Origin of the sequence: Nocardioides scoriae (assembly GCF_900104965.1) — a bacterium.
In the GTDB taxonomy this organism is placed as follows: domain Bacteria; phylum Actinomycetota; class Actinomycetes; order Propionibacteriales; family Nocardioidaceae; genus Marmoricola; species Marmoricola scoriae.
This window is the reverse complement of sequence record NZ_LT629757.1, coordinates 2940692-2956619: the sequence shown is the minus strand read 5'-3', so window position 1 is coordinate 2956619 and position 15928 is coordinate 2940692. Positions and strand designations below refer to the sequence as shown.

The following is a 15928-nucleotide window of genomic DNA, read 5'->3' as shown; positions in this document are numbered from 1 at the left end:
CGCATGGATTCGAGGGCAGTAGCTCATGGAATGAGTCACCGGCAGCGGGGTGGGCGCGGGACGTGCCGGTCAGCCGCGGTAACGCTGCCTACCCGTTGCTGCGGCACCCCAGGGCGGGCATCGAATTTCGTCAGCCCTGGCGGTGGTCCAGCGCTCGCGGAGATGTTCTGCTTGGCGAGCCCGTGATTGGCCAACCGTCCGGCGTCAGGCTCTTGCGCCGAAACAGGCGAGTTCACGCGTCAGTAGGTACGCGGCCTTCACAGCTACCACCGGGTCCCGGCTGATGCACGAAGCAGCTGGGGCCGCACGGTGGACCAGCCCTTCCTCGCCCGCCCTGAAGGCCAGGGCGAGTGAGCCCAGCAGGTCCGCGGTCGACACGCCCTGGTCCACCCCTCGCGAGTGCGCCACCGCGACCTGGTTCAGGAACGGGGGCAGCAGCCCTTCTGCCACAACGAGGGGCAGCAGGCAGGCGGACCGGTTCGTGAGGGCACGCACGAGCGCGGTGGCGGGGCCGGCGTTGACCGCGAGGGCCAGCATGCGCCTAGCGTGGGGGTTCCACGTGTCGTCATGAGCGACCGCCTCGTCGAGTAGTTCGAGGAGCGGCTGAGTTGGGACGTCGCTGCGTTCGCGTGAGGTGATGGTGAAAGTGCGGGGGTGCATTGGCGGTGCGGGAGTGTCCATGGCCTGAAGGTGCGGATTCCCGACCAAGACGCAAGCATGCACGTCGACGCGGCTTACGGCGTCGTCGACGAGCGGGCGTGACCGCCTGCTCGTCACTGGTGCCGATCACACGAAGGACGCCTCGGACTACTCACTGCTCGGCCTGGGCTCGTCTGGGGGAGTGTGTGCAGCCTGCCGACGTACCAGCTCCTCTAGGGGCAGACCCTGCAGCTGGATTGACTCCTCCAGGAGCGCGGCGATGATGGGTTCGCCGGTGCGGATTGATAGCGAGAAGGCTTCTGACTCCAGCACCAGCATCTCCGCGCGGTTGCCGGTCCAGGATAGGACTTGCTCTCCCAGGTGGCGCATCTGTTCCACCCACGCCGCGTCGTCGAGGCGGTGGCCGGGCTCGAGGAGGACCAGTACGTCGATGTCGCTGTGCGGAGTGCCGTCGCCGCGCGCGAACGACCCGAACACCGCCACGTGCGTCGGCGCCGGTACGAGCGCCTCAACGGCGCTCGCCAGGCGCTCCAATACAGTCGCGCGGGCACGCATCGCGACCTCAACTGCGGCGACGAGCACGTGGTCCCGGTTCAGCCGGTAGACGAACCCGTGGTTGGTGGGGTCAGCCATGACCAATCCGTGTAGTACCAGCCGGTCCAGGGCGAGGCTCAATCCGGAGCGGCTGCCGCGAGGCGCGAGCCGCGCGATCCTGGACTGGCCAAGACCGGACTCTGTGCGCGACAAGACCTCGAGCACAGCCGAGTCCAAGCTGGGAACCAGCGACCGCAACGGCGAACTCAGGTCCACATCTGAATGGTGCCACAATACTGGCAGTTTGACACTTGAGTGAAGGCTGTGGGGCACGTGGCGGCCCACGACCGCGGGGCAGCGCATCCGCCGCGCGGTAGCCCTGGGCGCCCGGCGTCGCATCGGTCCGACGCGGACGTCGAACTCCGGCGGCGTTTCGACCGACGACAGGGTTCGGTAGCGTCATCGGCCGGTCTTGGGCGGCTGCTGGTCGTTGAGGGCGTTGTCCAGGTGGGCTAATGCATCACGCAGCCGGTCTCGGGCGTGTGCGCTGATCTGCGCGCGCGCGGCCAGGTCGCCCAGGACTCGGTGTGGGTCGGGCGAGACTGTGGTGAAGTCTGGGAGAGGTGCGTCAGTGAAATCGGCCCGTTCAACGGCGTCGTCGATACGAACTGTGGTCACGGCGTCGAGCTGGCGCGCCTCGTCGCGGGTGATGTCTCGCTGGGGGATCGTGCTTTCGAGGCCGCCGAGTCGCACCCGGTTACCCGGCGCCTGCATCTGGGCAGAGAGAGCGGCGCCGAGTCGTGCCCACTGCTCGAGCTGCTGCCGAGTCGATCGAGACTGCCGCGACCCCTCGACGGCGGCGGCTTCGTAGAGCGCCTCGTCGAACCGGGTGAAGCGTTCGGCCTTGCGTCCCATCGCACACCTCCAACTGCAGCAGTCGGCTACGCCACAGTAACGCCTGCTCACGATCGTGGTCTCGTCAGATCTAGGCGCGAAGTCACCTGTCTGGGACGCCAACCGGGTGCAGGTGGGGACCGGCCTTGCGCAAGCCGATACTCACCTGCACCCAGGTGCCACCGTCGGGCTCTAGACGTACATGACGTCGATCAGGTCCTTGTGGTTGGTCTGGACGACGTTGCGCTTGACCTTCATTGAGGGCGTGAGCTCGCCGGACTCGACCGAGAGGTCGTGGTCGAGGAGCTTGAACTTCTTGATGGTCTCCCAGCGGTTGAGCTGGCCGTTGAGGTCCTCGACGTAGGCGTCGACCATCTGCTCGGTCCTGGGGTCCGCGACGATCTCGCTGTAGGACTTGCCGCCCAGGCCGTTCTCCTCGGCCCAGCCCACGATCGCGTCGGGGTCGAGGGTCACGAGCGCGACGCAGTAGTTGCGCTCGTCGCCGAAGACCATGAACTGGCTGGCGTAGGGGCACACGGCCTTGAACTTCGCCTCGATGGCAGGGGGCGCGATGTACTTGCCGCCGGAGGTCTTGAAGAGCTCCTTGATGCGGCCGGTGATGGTGAGGTAGCCCTCGTCGTCGAGGCTGCCCTTGTCGCCGGTGCGCAGCCACCCGTCCTCGGTGAGCGTCTCGGCGGTCTGGTCGGGCAGGTTGTGGTAGCCGTCCATGACCCCGGGGCCCTTGATCTGGATCTCGTCGTTCTCGCCAATGCGAACCTGGCTGCCGGGAACGACGGGGCCGACGGTGCCGAACTTGTAGTGGTCGGGGTGGTTGACGAAGGAGCCGGCGGAGGTCTCGGTGAGGCCGTAGCCCTCGAGGATGAGGATGCCCGCGGCGTGGAACCACTCGGCGATGTCGCGGTTGAGCGCGGCGGCACCGGAGATGAAGAAGCGCACCCGTCCGCCGAAGCGGTCGCGGATCTTGGAGAACACGAGCCGGTCGAAGAGGGCGTGCTGCAGCTTGAGCGGCAGCGGGACCGACTTGCCCTCGCGCTGAAGGGCGTCGACCTTGCGCCCGACGGCGAAGGCCTGGTTGAAGATCTTCTCCTTGGCCCCGCCCTCGGCGGCCTGCATGGTCAGGATCCGACCGTGGGCCTTCTCGAAGATGCGGGGTGCCGCTCCCATGAAGGTCGGCTTGACGACGGCGAGGTTGTCGATGATCTTCTCGACCCGGCCGTCGACGGCGGTGGCGAAGCCGCAGGCGAGCTGGGTGGAGAGCAGCACCTTGCCGAAGGAGTGGGCCATCGGCAGCCACAGGAACTGCAGGTCCTCCTCGCTGAGGATGCCGTGGGCCTCCATGGCGGCGCCTTGGTAGGTCCACGAGGAGTGCTTGAGGCGGACGCCCTTGGGCCGGCCGGTGGTGCCGGAGGTGTAGATCAGCGTGGCGAGCTGGTCGGGGCCGATGGCGTTGACGGCTCGGTCGACTGCGTCGGCGTTCTCGGTGAGGTGCTTCTCGCCCAGGGTGGCGAGGTCGTCGAGGCTGATCACCCAGTCGCCGTCGCCGGCGCCCTCGAAGAGCACGACCTTGTGGAGGTGGGGCAGCTCGGTGCGGTGCTGCTTGAGCTTGTCGAGCTGGCTGATGTCCTCGGCGAAGACCACCTTGCACTCGGAGTCGGCGACGATGTAGGCGACGTCCTCGGCCATCGTCGAGGGGTAGACGGTCGTGGTGGCGCCACCGGCGCACATGATCGCCAGGTCGGCGAAGATCCACTCCACCCGGGTGTTGGACGCAATGCCTACCCGCTGTTCGGGCTCGAGGCCCAGCGCCAGCGGCCCGGCGGCGAGGCGCTCGACGCGCTCGCCGGTCTCCTTCCAGGTGATCGAGGTCCAGGGCTCCCCGTCGGCGGCCGGGTAGCGGTAGGCCTCGCGCTCGGGAGACTTCTGGACCCGCTCCCGGAACTGCGCGGCCACGCTCGGCGACCTATTCTCGACGAAGGTCATGTCGGTGTACGACCGCGGCATGTGTGGGGCTCCTGCCTGGGGGTTGCCGGGGCCCTGTTCAGGGTCCCGGCTCCTGGGTGACGTGACCGGAATGGAGGCCACGGGGTTCGCGAGAATACCGAACACTGCTCGCTTTTGACCGTCTAGTCCGGCATGGGCGCGGCTGGGGGGTCCCGGGACCCCGAGAGGGCTGCTGGGAGTCAACTAGGTTGCTGGCGCAGCCGGGGCCGCCAACGGTCTCGCCTCGGCTCAAACGCGGGGCAAGTACCGCGACCCTTGGGGTCGTCATCACGGCCTCTGAGTTATTGCGTAGTCGGGCCGCGGCCGTCGCGCGGGCTTGGGGATCAGTGACCGCTACTAGTTGGTACCTCTCACCTCGGGCGACGGTCCGACCCGTCTCGTGCCGGTCAGCGAGACCCGGACTTTGCTGTCGTCGCGCACGGCTGCTCGCAGGGCCTTTGCGCGGTCCGCAGGCGTGAGGACGATCTTCACCCGCCCGCTCTCGGTTGCGGGTGGTTCTTCGCCGTCGGTGAGCGGGCGGGCTTGGACCCATGCGGCGGTGTCAGCCCAGGTGCGTTCGAGGTAAGCCTCGAGGTGGGTACGGTCCACGCGCCACTGGCCGCCGCCGCCGCCGATCTTCCCGGCGCGTAGATCGCCGCGGCGGACCAGGGCGTACACCTGGGCGCGGCTGATGGCGAGTTCTTCCGCGACGTCGTCGAGGGTGAGCATCCGGGCGCGCACGCGCCGCACGCCACCGGTCTCGCGTTTCGACTCCTCGATCACGGCCGGCCTGTTCGATGCACTCGCAGTACCGTGCTCGTCTCGCTTCGGGCGCAGAATTCGCGTAGCGAGTCGGCGTGGATTAGGTATCTCGAGGAGGCGGTGCGCACCTCGAAGCGGCCCGGGGCAGTGGTTGGCATCAGCTGTCGTCCTTGGCGTCGATGAGCTGAACCACCATGGCCCCAGGCAACGTCACCGTGGCGTCCTCGAGTGAGTCCCGCACTTTGTCGACGTAGTGCTGACTGCGGCGCAAGAGGGCTCGCACCGCGTCGAGGTCCACCTGTTCGGGGGCGTGCTTGATCTGGCCGCACATGTGCCCCAGGTCGTTGTACAGAGTCACGTCGTCTCTTGTCTCGTTGTCGGTCGAGCGCCGCCCGGCGCTGACGTTGCCTTCCAGCCCTGCTCCTTCCGGATGAGGTTGACCACGGTCGAGGAGGCGAGACACAGATAGACCGGCGGCAGCGCGGACCTGGTCGCGCCGCCGGACGCCACGGTCGCTGGGCAAGCCCGAGCTGGTCGAGCAGGTTCGCCTCGATCTCGTCCTCGGTGCGCACCTCGGCGGCACTCCGCGCCGCCAGACGCTCCCACTTGGCCTCGACACGCTCGCTATCCAGGTTCCGCTCCGCGCGCGTAGACGCGACCGGGTCACCGGGGTCGCCGCCGTGGTTGTTGGCCCACACGGCGAACATCAGGGACCGTGCAGACACGAGCTTGACTTCTCCATCTTCGATGACGAACCCGACCCGGTAACCGGGGGCAACCCCTACGAGGGGTCGTGGTCAGCCGCGTCGGAGTGGGCGAGGGGCGATGGGCTACCAACCGCCGCCCGCGAGCGGGTGTTCGGTGCCTGTCATCCAGCCGACCACTGCACACACCTCCTCGCCGCTGGCTTTGTCGTACGTGCGTGTCACACCCCCCTGCGCGGTGTGACGGGCGAACCTGGCTGCGACGGCCTCAGACGAGACTCGTTCGACGGTGGTGATGGCGTGGTGTCTGGCCCAGTGCAGGGTGACTCCCAGCCTGTCGGCCCAGCCGAGTTCACGCTGGATGCGTTTGTGGAGCGTGTCGAAGCGGCGGTCGGTGATCCGGTGCGGACGACGGTCCGTGATGGCGTCCTTGAAGGAGAACACTGGGTCGGTGCCCGTGGCAGAGAACCTGGAGGCGGCGAACACCGACAGCCGTCGCAGCAGGTCTGTCGTGACGGGTTGCTCGCTGACGCGGCCGTTCTTCTCGTCGAGCCACAGCGTCACGCGCTGGTAGTCCAGATGGTTGCAGTTCAGGTTGACCAGTCCCTCGCGTCGAGCCCCGGTCACCAGCACCGTCTCGAGAAGGAGCGAGTCCAGCTCGGGGTCGTCTCCGCCGCTACTGACGACTCGCCAGAGCTCTTCGTACTCGCTGGCCGTGAAGGCGCGGCGTGTGCTGGGCCGTTTGCCGGGCTTGCGGAGCCGTTGCGAGACATCGCTGTCGGCAGGGAGTTGACCGTCGAGCACGGCCTGGGTGAAGAAGTAGCGGATCGCTCCGACCGCGTTGCGGACGGCGCCCTCCTGATCGGAATGCCTGACGGTGAGCCCACGACGTTCGCGGCGCAGGGACGCTTTGTGTTCTGCCAGCTCGGCTCGGACGCGGCACCACCCCAACCACTTGACGAGGTCGCTGTAGTGGACGTCGGTGAGTTTGACGTCGCCCAGCCCGTCGTAGAGCCGTTCGTCGGGGGGAACCGGGTCGCCGCCGACGATGTCGCCACTACGGGTCGCCACACCGCAGCGCTGGTAGGGGTACCCCGACACCAACACCTTCCAGTAGGAGTCGTAGGTGCGAAACAGGCCCCCTCCGCGCTTCTCGGCCCCCGAGGCGGCTCGCGCGACCGGTGTGACGACGCGCGCATAGAACTCCGCCACGGTGGGTGCGTCAGACCCCTGCCCGAACTGTTGCCCGAACTGTTGTCCGGACCGTTGCCCGGACTGCTGCTGAGCCCGGCTGGCGGCCGTGTTGTTGGCCGTGTTGTTGGCCGGGGCGCCATGGGCGGACTGGGACGAGCCCTGGCCCGCGGTGAACACGCCGGCCAAGGCCGCGGCCTCCAACAGCTCGGCGAGAGTGGGTTGCACCCCGCCGAGGAGAGCGGCGAGCGAAGCTGCGGATCTCCCCCCGGTGGGCGCACCCGCCTCGTGCTGGTGGGTGCTCATGACGGGTGCGACGCAGGCTCTGTCGTAGCAGCGACGGCCACCCCCGCTAGGACCCCGGACATGGATGCCACCAGCAACTCACCTGCGTCCAGGTCGGCCACGGCTTGGACCTGTTCGCCTGGGGCGGTTCCGAGCCTCCAGCACATAGCTGGCGTGAACGTCAGACGACCTTGGCTGGAGATCAAACGTCGCCCGGGGTGCGGCCCGGTGGGGTCGACGAGGCGGTACCTCACGGAGCCTGCTGCCGGTCGTGGCACCTGTTCGATGCGCGTCGAGGTGCCCCACCCCAGGGCCTGCAGGAGCCGCGAGACGCAGATTCTGCGGGTGGAGTCGAGTACTGGCTGCGCCGAGACCAGCCGTGCGGTGCGTTCGATCTGGCTGGGGATGTCGAGCCGAGTGGCAGAGGGAGGCGCGCCCCGGGCACCCGCGCCGAGCCGCGGGATGGTGCCCGCGACGAGGGTGTCGAAGTGCAGCATCGGTGGCCGGCCGCGGCCTGTTCCAGTCGACGGCAGGGGTCCCGGTTCTTGGGAGGGATGGGTGGAGCTCATCACCCGACTGTAGGGATTAAACTACGCTCGTGGCAAGATCTGATCGTGTTCCTCGCCCGCGCCCATGAAGACAGCGCGCGGTCGTGGCGATGTCCGTGCCAGGTCTGCGCTTCAGCTGCGGTCGCGGCGTGGACGAGGGTGGCTGGGGCGGCGCGCCTGGTTCCCTGTAGTCCTCTACAGCAACTGTGCTGAGGAGATGCCCCCCCGAAGGCGTCGTGCCGGCTCTCGCCCCGGCCACCTTTCGGACGAGTTCAAGGCTGCCATCGCGAACGAGGCTGCTCGCCTGGAGAACATCGGAGGGCCCCCGGCAGTTATCCGTGCCGTCGGCGACGCCTTCGCTGCGCTGGACGGTGAACTGGAGCAGTTGGCACAGGTGCGGCTACGCGCCGTGGGCTATCTGCGTGGCGAGGGCTGGACCTACGAGCGGATAGCTGAGGCGACCGGCCTGAGTTTGGCTCGAGCCGCGCAGCTCTCGCGGACGGCGCGGGCTCAGGGTCGGGTTGCGCCGAACGCGCCCGATAGGCCGTAGCGGCCCACATGTTGGCCGCCCCCGTCCCTGGTGGCAGCCGCGCCAAACCCTCCCACCCCGCCGGCCAGGGTGCCATCGATCGACGTCCGTCACGTCCGTCCTCGGGTTCCCTCCGAGGGCGAGAGCTGGGACCTGACGCAAATGGGCCCCGTGTGGTACTTGTAGACCACTACAAATGACCGAACGACCCCGGCGCACAACAAGGGGCAGAGCGACATGTCCGATGACGATCCATCTCAGGGCGCGGCTGAGCCGAGCCCGAGGGCCTTCGACCTCGGTGTCTTCGCGCAAGATCTCGTCTGGACGGATGTCGAGGGGTGGGGATACCCGCTCGCCGACATGTCGGACGGCGAACGGTCTGCCCTCCAGGCCTGGCTGCGCGCGAACTCGAAGCACTTCTACGTGCAGAGCTTGCGCGAAGCGCTGCTCGAAACGGCCCTGACCTACTTCGACGAGTGGGTCGGTCCTTGGTCTGACCCGGATACGAAGTTGCCAGATCTCATCTTCCTCAGCGACATGCAGTGGCTCGAGGGGACAGCCCTGATGCAAGCGTTGCGCCGGGTATGACTCGGCACGCCGAGGGTGCGTCCTGCAGGGCGATGCCGAGGTGGCCCATCGACCTGAGGTCCGGCAACACGCAGCACGCTCTGAGGCCACGGCTGGTTTCCCGGCTGGTTCCCGGCCGTCCGTCCTAGTCGGGTGCTTTGTCGGTGGCGCGACGAAGGGGCGGAGCCGGGGTAGCGGGCCACAGCGTCTGCCCCAGGTGGGCCTCGAGCTTGGCGAGCGTGACGGTGTCTGGCCACGACTTGCCCGCCAAGATGTCGTACAGCGTGGAGCGCTCAATCTCGGCTGCGGCGGCAACCTCGCTCTTGTTGCGCCCCTCTAGTGCCGCTGCGAGCGCCATGGCGATAGCGACTGCGTGGGCGACCGCGTCCGGGGCGTCTGCAGTGAAGGTCCCGCGGGGCCAGGTTCCTGCGGACAGCCACTGGTTCGGAACCCGGTAGAGGCTGCTGCGACGCGGCACTGAAGCATCCTAGTGAGAGTGGGTGACGTGGGGGAGGGCAGTGGCGACCCTGACTAATTGTAGTGCTCTACAATTTACTGTACGACGCGAGACGCCGCCCGGCGGGGTGCAGCGCACAGGGCACTCGTGGCTGAATCGTCACTGGACGCCCCCGCACCTGCTGGCCGTACAGAGGGCCCAGCAAGGTCGGCGACGACGGGGTGGTCCTTCGAGTGGCGGCGGGGCAGCGACGCGCTTCCAGTCGCCGGGCCCGGCGCGTCACGCACCGGAGTGGGACCCTGCAGGCGCGCCACTAGCCAACCGCTCCGCGCACGCTCGCGGCGAGCTCGGAGGGTGTGTGTGTCCATTCCGGCGCAAGCGCCTCGGCCGCTTCGTACTGCGCATCTTTGAGAGCCGCGAACTCAGGAGAGACGAGCATGGCGAGCAGCACCAGAAATCGCTGAGGCAGTCTGACGACTTGGCTGTAGCCCAACTTGTCGGGGCCGTCATAGCGCTCGTAGAACTCGAAAGCGCTGTCTGCTCGTTTCAACTGGTGCCATGTCGCGATGGCGCGGGTGATGTGAGGCTCGGCATCTCTGTAGTCCTCGGTGAACTCTTCCTCGACGGCGGCGCGGAAATCGGAATCCGCGTCCTGATCGCCGAGGGTGACTTGCTCGACGCGCGCGATGTAATCGAGGGTCGTTGTGGGGATCCGGACTGGCTGACCGTCGTAGTCCTGAACGATCGGGTCGGAGACGACGTAGCAGACGCGTCCGATGTCGTCGCGGCCCAGCTTTCCTGTGACGATGCTGCCGCACAGGTCGACTACGAGCGTGTCGGGCAACGCGGTGACGACCCGCTGCATGATCGCTTCCAGGATCGTCCGGCTGGCGGGGCTCTCGGTGTCGGGTAGAGCAAGGTCGTCGCTGGAGATGGAAATAGCGTGCAAGGTCGCGTCTTTCACGTGGAATGAAGTGGCTGAGCCACGATGAATTGGGGCCGTCAGGATCCCGCCTAGTTTGGCGCAGGAGGGTCCAGGTATCGAACGGCCTCGCAGGAGGGGCTGCCCTCAGCGGGAGGCGAACTGTGTCGAGCCCTCCGAGGGCGGTAGGTGGGTGTCGCGCCTACGCCGCCCTGCTTGCGCGCTCGTGAAGCGCCCGGGCAACACAGAGTTGGGTCGACGGGGGTGCCACGGTGTGGGCTGTCGTGGCTTGGATGCCCCTCGGCTGCAAAGGCAGGCTGGACCTTCAAGAGCGTCAGGGAAACTTGGCAAGCCAACCCCGTCACGACCCGCCCCAAAATCAGCACTTCCGGTGGGCGTCGACGGGCATAGCCGAGTGGCGCTCGGTTCGCCGGCCCCGTAGCGAACGCGCTACGGGGCCGGTTCTGTTCACAGGTCGAAGCGGATGCTCCGTGGTAGCCACTCAGGCATCCCGGCGGGTCACCGCCACAAACCGCCGGGAGCACGTCAGACCCGGAGTATCAGAAGTTTGCCGCTCGCTGCGCCGAGTCGCCGGCGCTAGGGTGCAGCGCCGGAGCAGATCGTCACCGACGGTCGGGGTGAGCTTGGGGGCTTCCTAGAAGCCGTCGTGGTGCCCGAGGCGCCCGCGATGGGCCCTTGGTGCGATGTCGGCCTTTGGTGCGTGTGCGGGTCACAGTTGAGGTATCGCGTCCCGTGCATCGGGCGAGACGTGAGGGCGGTCCAGTCAGTTCGCGGCCGCTTCAACCGCGAGCGCGAGCGCTGCGGGGCCGGCCTCCCACGTGGGGGCCAGTTGTTCAACGGCCGCTAGTGCGAGGGGCGACAGGTGCCGAAACTCGGGCGAGACTGTCATCGAGTACTGCAACAGCGCGCCGTTGACGGCTGCCGCCTCCTTGTCGTCGTAGAGCTCGTACTCGTCCGTGATCGAGTTGACGACACGGTGGAGGCTCCGACTGGCGTTGAATCCATGCGCGGCGGCCGGGTAGGCGGCCTCGAATGCGGTCCTGATCTCCCGCTGGGTGATGAGCCTTGTCGAAACCCCGGCGTCTTCACCATCCGAGCTCCACCGGAGGCCGCCCATCCGCGCGGTGAACTTGAACGCCGAGAAGTCTGCGACGACCACCCAGTCGACCGTGAACTTCAACTGCTGCTGGACCGCACTGAGCACCAGCTCGGCCGGGCCAGACATGTAGCAGTACCCGCCCCATTCCTCGGACACGGTGAGGTCGAACTGGAGAACAGCTCCATAGATCTCGAGACGCAATGACCGAGGTAGCCGTTCCAGGATGGCGTCCCTCAGCCTCGCCGCGTCCGCGTGAGTGAGAGGCGTTTCCAGATCAGAGGCACGAAGCTCTTCCATCGCTGGCGGCGTCATAACGGTGACCGATTCGACGTGTTCGACGTCATGACGCGGACGTTACGTGGCCGGCCGGCCACCTAGCTGCGTGGCGCGGGACCAGTCGATGCAGGAAACGTCGGAGCCACCCGTCGGCCCGGCTTGCCGTGAATGGTGGCCGCCCACTCGGCCGTGGCACGGGCCGGTACTCCATCGGCGCGCTCCGCTTCACCGCCCTGACCGCGACAGATGCGTCATCGGTCTCGAGCGAATGTCGGAGGTTGCCCCTAACCTCCCGAGCATGAGCAGTGGCGCCCCAGACGAGCCGCACTGGGCCCCCACGTCCGCAGGCGACCACGCGGCACGCATCGCTCACGCCCAAGCAGTGCACGACTCATTCGCTGCCGCGATGAGCGACGACGGTGAGCAAGCCGACGCCGAAGCGCGAGAGTGGCTCGCAGCTACTAACCCTCAGGCGTTCGTCGGCTCACGCCACCACGTCGTCCCGCGTTTCCTTCTCGAACGTTGGGCGAACGACCGCGGGCAGGTGCGCGTGTTCCGTCGCATTGAGCAACGTCTCGACACCTGCAACATCCGCGACCTCGCGATCAAGGACTTTTACACCGTCATCGACACCGACGGCCGAAAGAACTCAGCGATGGAGTCACTGCTCGGCGTCATCGAGTCCGCCACCAAACCAATCGTGGACGACCTCCTCAGCCCGTGGAGGACGCCGCGCATGACCATGGAAGACATCGCCCGTCTGGCCCAGTTCGCGTCCTTCCAAGCCACTCGAACTCCACGCCGCCGCCGCGAGATCGAGTTGGAGGTCGACTGGTATGCCAAGACGATGGCGCAAGGAGTCATCGCGGACGAGGAGCTTCAACGCCTCACCATCGCGCCGCACCAGAACGAGCTCGTCGAACTCACGAGCAGCTCCGCCGACAAAATCCTTCCCTTCTTCGCGTGCCGCCCCATCGCGCTGGTCCGGCTCGACGCCCCACGACTACTCATCTGCGACGAACCAGTCATCGTCAACGCACCCGTGGGGGCCTTCCACCTCGACGACTGCCACCTCACCGACGCCGAGGTGAAGAAGCGTTACGAGAACTGGCTGCGCAAAACCAAGAAGAAGAAGCGGGGTAGGCACCCACCTCCGGGTCGGAAGGTCCACTTCAGTTCGACCGTGCCCACAGGTTTCGGCACCGCTGACGAGCTCGTTCTCACGCTCAGCCCCACCGCAGCACTGCTCTGGGGGCCGCTCATGGACACTCCACCCGTGCGCGACATCGAACGACTGCGCCTCACCGGCCACGAGGCAGAGCGGTTCGCCGACATGGCCAACACCGCGATGTCGGCGCAAGCACTCGACTGGGTCGCCGGCCGCGTCACCGACAAGACCTTCGACACGAGGCACTTCCCGCCAACCGGTCCCCTCATGCGCGTGTGCGACGGCACGAACGCCGCATCGCTCGCCGTCAACACACCACCCGACCGGTTTCGCCCTCGGCGCCTCACCGTGCCCGGCTAGGACCTCTCACAACAGTGACAATCGCACTGCCGATTGTTGTCTTGGCAGGTCGAGAAGACGAAAAGATCAGCGATCAGGCGCTGGGGCGGGACCGAGCGCCGGGGTGTTGCCACCGCGGGTCGTCGTTGGTTTCGACGCTGTCGCCGCGGTTGGCGACGCAGAGACGACGTACGTCATAGCGGGGGCGTCCCGGCGTGCCATGGACGCCGGTGACCTCGCACAGCCACCAGAGTCGGTCATCGGCCGTGCGAACGTAAATGACGTCGCCATGCCCAAGCTGGTGCCCGCCGCGAATCTGATCGCCCTGGACGTGCCAACACTCCGACTGGGTGTCGGCGCCTGCGTCGAGAGTTATCCGGACCCCGTCGCGTTTCAGGACGGTTGGGCGCCGCGGGTCACTGCGGTCGACTAGTTCAGCGAACAGGGTGGCGCGAGCCAGGGGCATTTCAGTCTCCTGCTGGTAGGTGGTGGCGGGACGCGGCCGGGGGAGCCCGAACGCAGGTCTTGTCGTTGCCGCCCCTGTTCCCTGACGCTCGAACGACGGCACCACCCGGCTCGCTGGGTATGGCGCACGGGGCGGCTGCCGGTCGATCGCCCAGCCTCATGGGCTGCGTGGTGGCCGACGCCTCCGGCCGGTGCGGCGTGTGCGGTGGACGGGGAGGGGAACGTTCGGACTACTGTAGGGAATAAACTACATACCTGGCAAGGGCGTCTGTGTTGATGCGCCCAGCACAACAGAGCATCTGGACGTGGCAAAACGACTCCCGGGTGCCGTCCGCCGCACAGAGGCAGCGAACGCTACGAGGGTTCTGACGGCCCGGTGTCAGTACTCGCACCTAGCCTCGCTACATGAAGATGCCCGCAGAGTGGCTTGGCGAAGGAGTGCAACAGTTCATGACTGAGACGGGCACGAATAGTGTCGCCCCCGTCGTCATCTGGGGCGCCGTCCTGTCGCTCACCGGGGGTGTCAGACCGCGCGCGATGGTTCTCCAGACGCGCGGGACAGCGGACATCACCGAGTGGGCCGCCACATGGATTACCGATGACCTGGTCGGGCACGTCGTGGCGAGCAAAGGTGAGGAACGGTGGAATGCCTTCTCGGTGGGGTCCCGAGCCGACTCGCTGCAGGCGTGGGCGAGACCCCTCACCGATGTGCAACGCGTCGCGTTGACCGATGTCTCGGCCACAAGGGCATCGACCATGGGGCCACGTCAGAACGAGTGGTACTGGTCGGCCGGTGTCCTTCTCGAGTTCGAGGGCGGCGACACGTTGCCGTTGCCTCCGTTCGATCCTGACGGCACTCGGTACGTGGACACCGACGTGTTGTCCGAACAGGTGAATGACTTCTTGCAGGTGGCTACCACCGCTCTGGCATCACGACGCCGTCAGGAACATTGAGGACCCAACACCTAGGCGTTCGCAGCTCGATGGCGTCAATTAATGACCGCCTCTGTAGGTCAAGTCCACCGGCCGTCTGGTGCGCGTCACCACCGAGTCCACGGTGCCGCCTCTAGGGGGTGGTCGACGACCAGCGGTCTAGCTCTTTCAGCCGCATTTCACTGAACCCAACAGAACGCATGGCCGTTCGGACGTCGCCGTAGGTGAGTCCTTGAATGTCGAGCTGGCGAAGCGTCCTGGCGACCTTCTCGTCGGGTCGCGGGTGACGACGCCAATCGTGGTGACTCAACTCCGCAAGCTGCTCGAGAGCCTGAGCTTGGGCGTCGGTGAATCCTCCCCACGGCAGACCGTCCTCCCTGACGGTCGCGGCTTCGCGAGGATGTACGCGATCTCGCAACAAGGTCAACAATGCGCGTGCCGCGGCAGTGAGTGTCCACTCTTCGTCGATGGCCACCTGATCGGTGTCCGGCTCGTTCAGCACTGTTGCCGTGCGCTCGACGCTGATCAGGTGAAGCCGTTCCAATCTGGCCACGATCGGGCCAGCGGTGGCCTCGGTGACCCGAAGTGCGTAGCCGACCTTGTCGATGGCGTCGGAGGGATGCCAGCGATCGAGAGCTCGTAGGGCCCGGAGATCGACTGGCTCAAGATCGACCGCGATCCTCAAGAGTTGCTCGACCTCATCGACCGATGCGTCGTCCTCAGCGGTGGCGCTTGCAGCCAGGGCCCGACCCAACAGCCGGACCTTTGCTTCTGAGCTTGTGGCTATGGCCGCCTCAACGGCCGCGTCGAACATGTCGCTGAGCCGCTCATTGGTCGCGACGTGGGTGAAGAACTCTTCGATGTCGATGGTTTCGGAGACTGCCTCACCGAGCTTCTGAGCGCGACGCTGGTTCCTGTCATAGGAGTCCTGACGCCAGCTCGCGACCACCGGACCCAGCTTCGGGACGAGCCTCATAGCGGCCTGCGCAGCCGGGTGCGGCCCTAACCCCAGGTCTACATCGGGGTTCTCTTCGAGGTGGTCTGCTGCGGTCACGATGGTTACCTCGCCAAGGCGCACCGATGCGGCGGGGACGCCAAGGGCTGTAGCGATGTAGTTCCGGGCGGTAGCCCCCACCGTCGATAGGCGCTCTGCGTGCACGAACCCACCCACTGTGGGGACATCGAGACGCCACCGGTTGCCGTCGCGGATCACGCTTACGTTGTGCACGCCACTCCTCATCCGGTCTCATACCAATGATCACAGCCCCGAGCCAGTTGTGCGCGGGCCGCCTAAATCCGCCCCGCCCAAGCGAGAAGCGCGGCACCGATCGCATCGGGCCTGACTCACGCGGCGTTGACGAGGTGGGTGTTGAGCAGCCTCCGAATGGCGTCAACGACCTGCGCCAATCCTCGGTTGCCGGCCGCACCATCAACGCCTCCGTTTGAGCAGTGCGGGGCCCTCTGTCTTAGGGTCGTCCAAGCACCTGGCGGCCTGCCGTTCGGCGCATCCGAGAACGCGTCACCCGCGGTCCCCGCGCTAATTCACTGCCTGCCTGCCGGGACGTGCCCACTC

15 protein-coding genes are annotated in these 15928 nt (G+C 66.9%); 4 read left to right on the top strand and 11 right to left on the bottom strand.

All coding sequences use genetic code 11. The annotated features are described in order from the left end of the window. Positions 1 to 204 precede the first annotated feature (204 nt). The 7 genes from BLU55_RS14020 to BLU55_RS13990 all read right to left on the bottom strand — a co-directional run bounded on the left by BLU55_RS14020 (position 205) and on the right by BLU55_RS13990 (position 7052). Entirely contained in the window at positions 205 to 537 is a 333-nt protein-coding gene (locus BLU55_RS14020; RefSeq protein ID WP_157682869.1) for a hypothetical protein, read from the bottom strand. Between the two features lie 270 nt (positions 538 to 807). Beyond that, positions 808 to 1293, bottom strand: a complete 486-nt coding sequence (locus tag BLU55_RS19525; protein ID WP_157682868.1) for a nucleotidyltransferase domain-containing protein — start codon at positions 1291 to 1293, stop codon at positions 808 to 810. Between the two features lie 360 nt (positions 1294 to 1653). After that, a complete protein-coding gene (locus BLU55_RS14010; protein ID WP_091730834.1) occupies positions 1654 to 2109 on the bottom strand; it encodes a TA system antitoxin ParD family protein in 456 nt (151 codons plus the stop codon). A gap of 171 nt (positions 2110 to 2280) precedes the next feature. Beyond that, positions 2281 to 4110, bottom strand: coding sequence for an AMP-dependent synthetase/ligase (locus tag BLU55_RS14005; protein WP_091730831.1), 1830 nt, complete (start codon positions 4108 to 4110; stop codon positions 2281 to 2283). Positions 4111 to 4446: 336 nt separating this feature from the next. After that, complete coding sequence (locus BLU55_RS14000) at positions 4447 to 4872, bottom strand: helix-turn-helix domain-containing protein (protein WP_231916882.1); 426 nt, start codon at positions 4870 to 4872, stop codon at positions 4447 to 4449. A 136-nt stretch (positions 4873 to 5008) separates the two neighbouring features. Next, complete coding sequence (locus BLU55_RS13995) at positions 5009 to 5209, bottom strand: hypothetical protein (RefSeq protein ID WP_091730828.1); 201 nt, start codon at positions 5207 to 5209, stop codon at positions 5009 to 5011. A 472-nt stretch (positions 5210 to 5681) separates the two neighbouring features. Beyond that, entirely contained in the window at positions 5682 to 7052 is a 1371-nt protein-coding gene (locus BLU55_RS13990; RefSeq protein ID WP_091730825.1) for a tyrosine-type recombinase/integrase, read from the bottom strand. Between the two features lie 1293 nt (positions 7053 to 8345). On the opposite strand from BLU55_RS13990, the gene BLU55_RS13980 reads away from it, so the two are divergent. Then, entirely contained in the window at positions 8346 to 8696 is a 351-nt protein-coding gene (locus BLU55_RS13980; RefSeq protein WP_091730819.1) for a hypothetical protein, read from the top strand. A gap of 124 nt (positions 8697 to 8820) precedes the next feature. Here the strand turns inward: BLU55_RS13980 and BLU55_RS13975 are convergent, their stop codons facing one another. From BLU55_RS13975 to BLU55_RS13965, 3 genes are all read right to left on the bottom strand, one after another. Next, positions 8821 to 9153: a helix-turn-helix domain-containing protein gene (locus BLU55_RS13975; protein ID WP_091730816.1), complete on the bottom strand. Its 333-nt coding sequence runs from the start codon at positions 9151 to 9153 to the stop codon at positions 8821 to 8823. A gap of 292 nt (positions 9154 to 9445) precedes the next feature. Continuing rightward, positions 9446 to 10096, bottom strand: a complete 651-nt coding sequence (locus BLU55_RS13970) for a hypothetical protein (protein ID WP_091730813.1) — start codon at positions 10094 to 10096, stop codon at positions 9446 to 9448. 742 nt (positions 10097 to 10838) lie between these two features. Then, the gene (locus tag BLU55_RS13965) at positions 10839 to 11471 is read right to left on the bottom strand and encodes a hypothetical protein (RefSeq protein ID WP_091730811.1); all 633 of its coding nucleotides are present in this window, start codon (positions 11469 to 11471) and stop codon (positions 10839 to 10841) included. 385 nt (positions 11472 to 11856) lie between these two features. Here BLU55_RS13965 and BLU55_RS13960 point away from each other — a divergent pair, with 385 nt between their 5' ends. From BLU55_RS13960 to BLU55_RS13950, 3 genes are all read left to right on the top strand, one after another. Then, on the top strand, positions 11857 to 12978 hold the full coding sequence (locus tag BLU55_RS13960) for a DUF4238 domain-containing protein (protein ID WP_157682867.1): 1122 nt from the start codon (positions 11857 to 11859) through the stop codon (positions 12976 to 12978). A 268-nt stretch (positions 12979 to 13246) separates the two neighbouring features. Beyond that, positions 13247 to 13390 carry a hypothetical protein gene (locus BLU55_RS19520; protein WP_157682866.1) on the top strand — a complete coding sequence of 48 codons (144 nt, stop codon included), beginning with the start codon at positions 13247 to 13249 and terminating at the stop codon, positions 13388 to 13390. Between the two features lie 437 nt (positions 13391 to 13827). Beyond that, the gene (locus BLU55_RS13950; protein WP_157682865.1) at positions 13828 to 14376 is read left to right on the top strand and encodes a hypothetical protein; all 549 of its coding nucleotides are present in this window, start codon (positions 13828 to 13830) and stop codon (positions 14374 to 14376) included. A 112-nt stretch (positions 14377 to 14488) separates the two neighbouring features. Here the strand turns inward: BLU55_RS13950 and BLU55_RS13945 are convergent, their stop codons facing one another. Then, positions 14489 to 15583 (bottom strand): hypothetical protein, encoded by a 1095-nt coding sequence (locus BLU55_RS13945; RefSeq protein WP_157682864.1) that lies wholly within the window; start codon positions 15581 to 15583, stop codon positions 14489 to 14491. Between the last annotated feature and the right edge of the window lie 345 nt (positions 15584 to 15928).

Bases quoted from the DNA above. Each gene is read 5' to 3' on its own strand.
- BLU55_RS14020 (WP_157682869.1), bottom strand. From the start codon at position 537: ATGCTGGCCCTCGCGGTCAACGCCGGCCCCGCCACCGCGCTCGTGCGT.
- BLU55_RS13980 (WP_091730819.1), top strand. From the start codon at position 8,346: ATGTCCGATGACGATCCATCTCAGGGCGCGGCTGAGCCGAGCCCGAGG.
- BLU55_RS14005 (WP_091730831.1), bottom strand. From the start codon at position 4,110: ATGCCGCGGTCGTACACCGACATGACCTTCGTCGAGAATAGGTCGCCG.
- BLU55_RS13965 (WP_091730811.1), bottom strand. From the start codon at position 11,471: ATGGAAGAGCTTCGTGCCTCTGATCTGGAAACGCCTCTCACTCACGCG.
- BLU55_RS19525 (WP_157682868.1), bottom strand. From the start codon at position 1,293: ATGGCTGACCCCACCAACCACGGGTTCGTCTACCGGCTGAACCGGGAC.
- BLU55_RS13990 (WP_091730825.1), bottom strand. From the start codon at position 7,052: ATGAGCACCCACCAGCACGAGGCGGGTGCGCCCACCGGGGGGAGATCC.
- BLU55_RS13960 (WP_157682867.1), top strand. From the start codon at position 11,857: ATGAGCGACGACGGTGAGCAAGCCGACGCCGAAGCGCGAGAGTGGCTC.
- BLU55_RS13950 (WP_157682865.1), top strand. From the start codon at position 13,828: ATGAAGATGCCCGCAGAGTGGCTTGGCGAAGGAGTGCAACAGTTCATG.
- BLU55_RS19520 (WP_157682866.1), top strand. From the start codon at position 13,247: ATGCCCAAGCTGGTGCCCGCCGCGAATCTGATCGCCCTGGACGTGCCA.
- BLU55_RS14010 (WP_091730834.1), bottom strand. From the start codon at position 2,109: ATGGGACGCAAGGCCGAACGCTTCACCCGGTTCGACGAGGCGCTCTAC.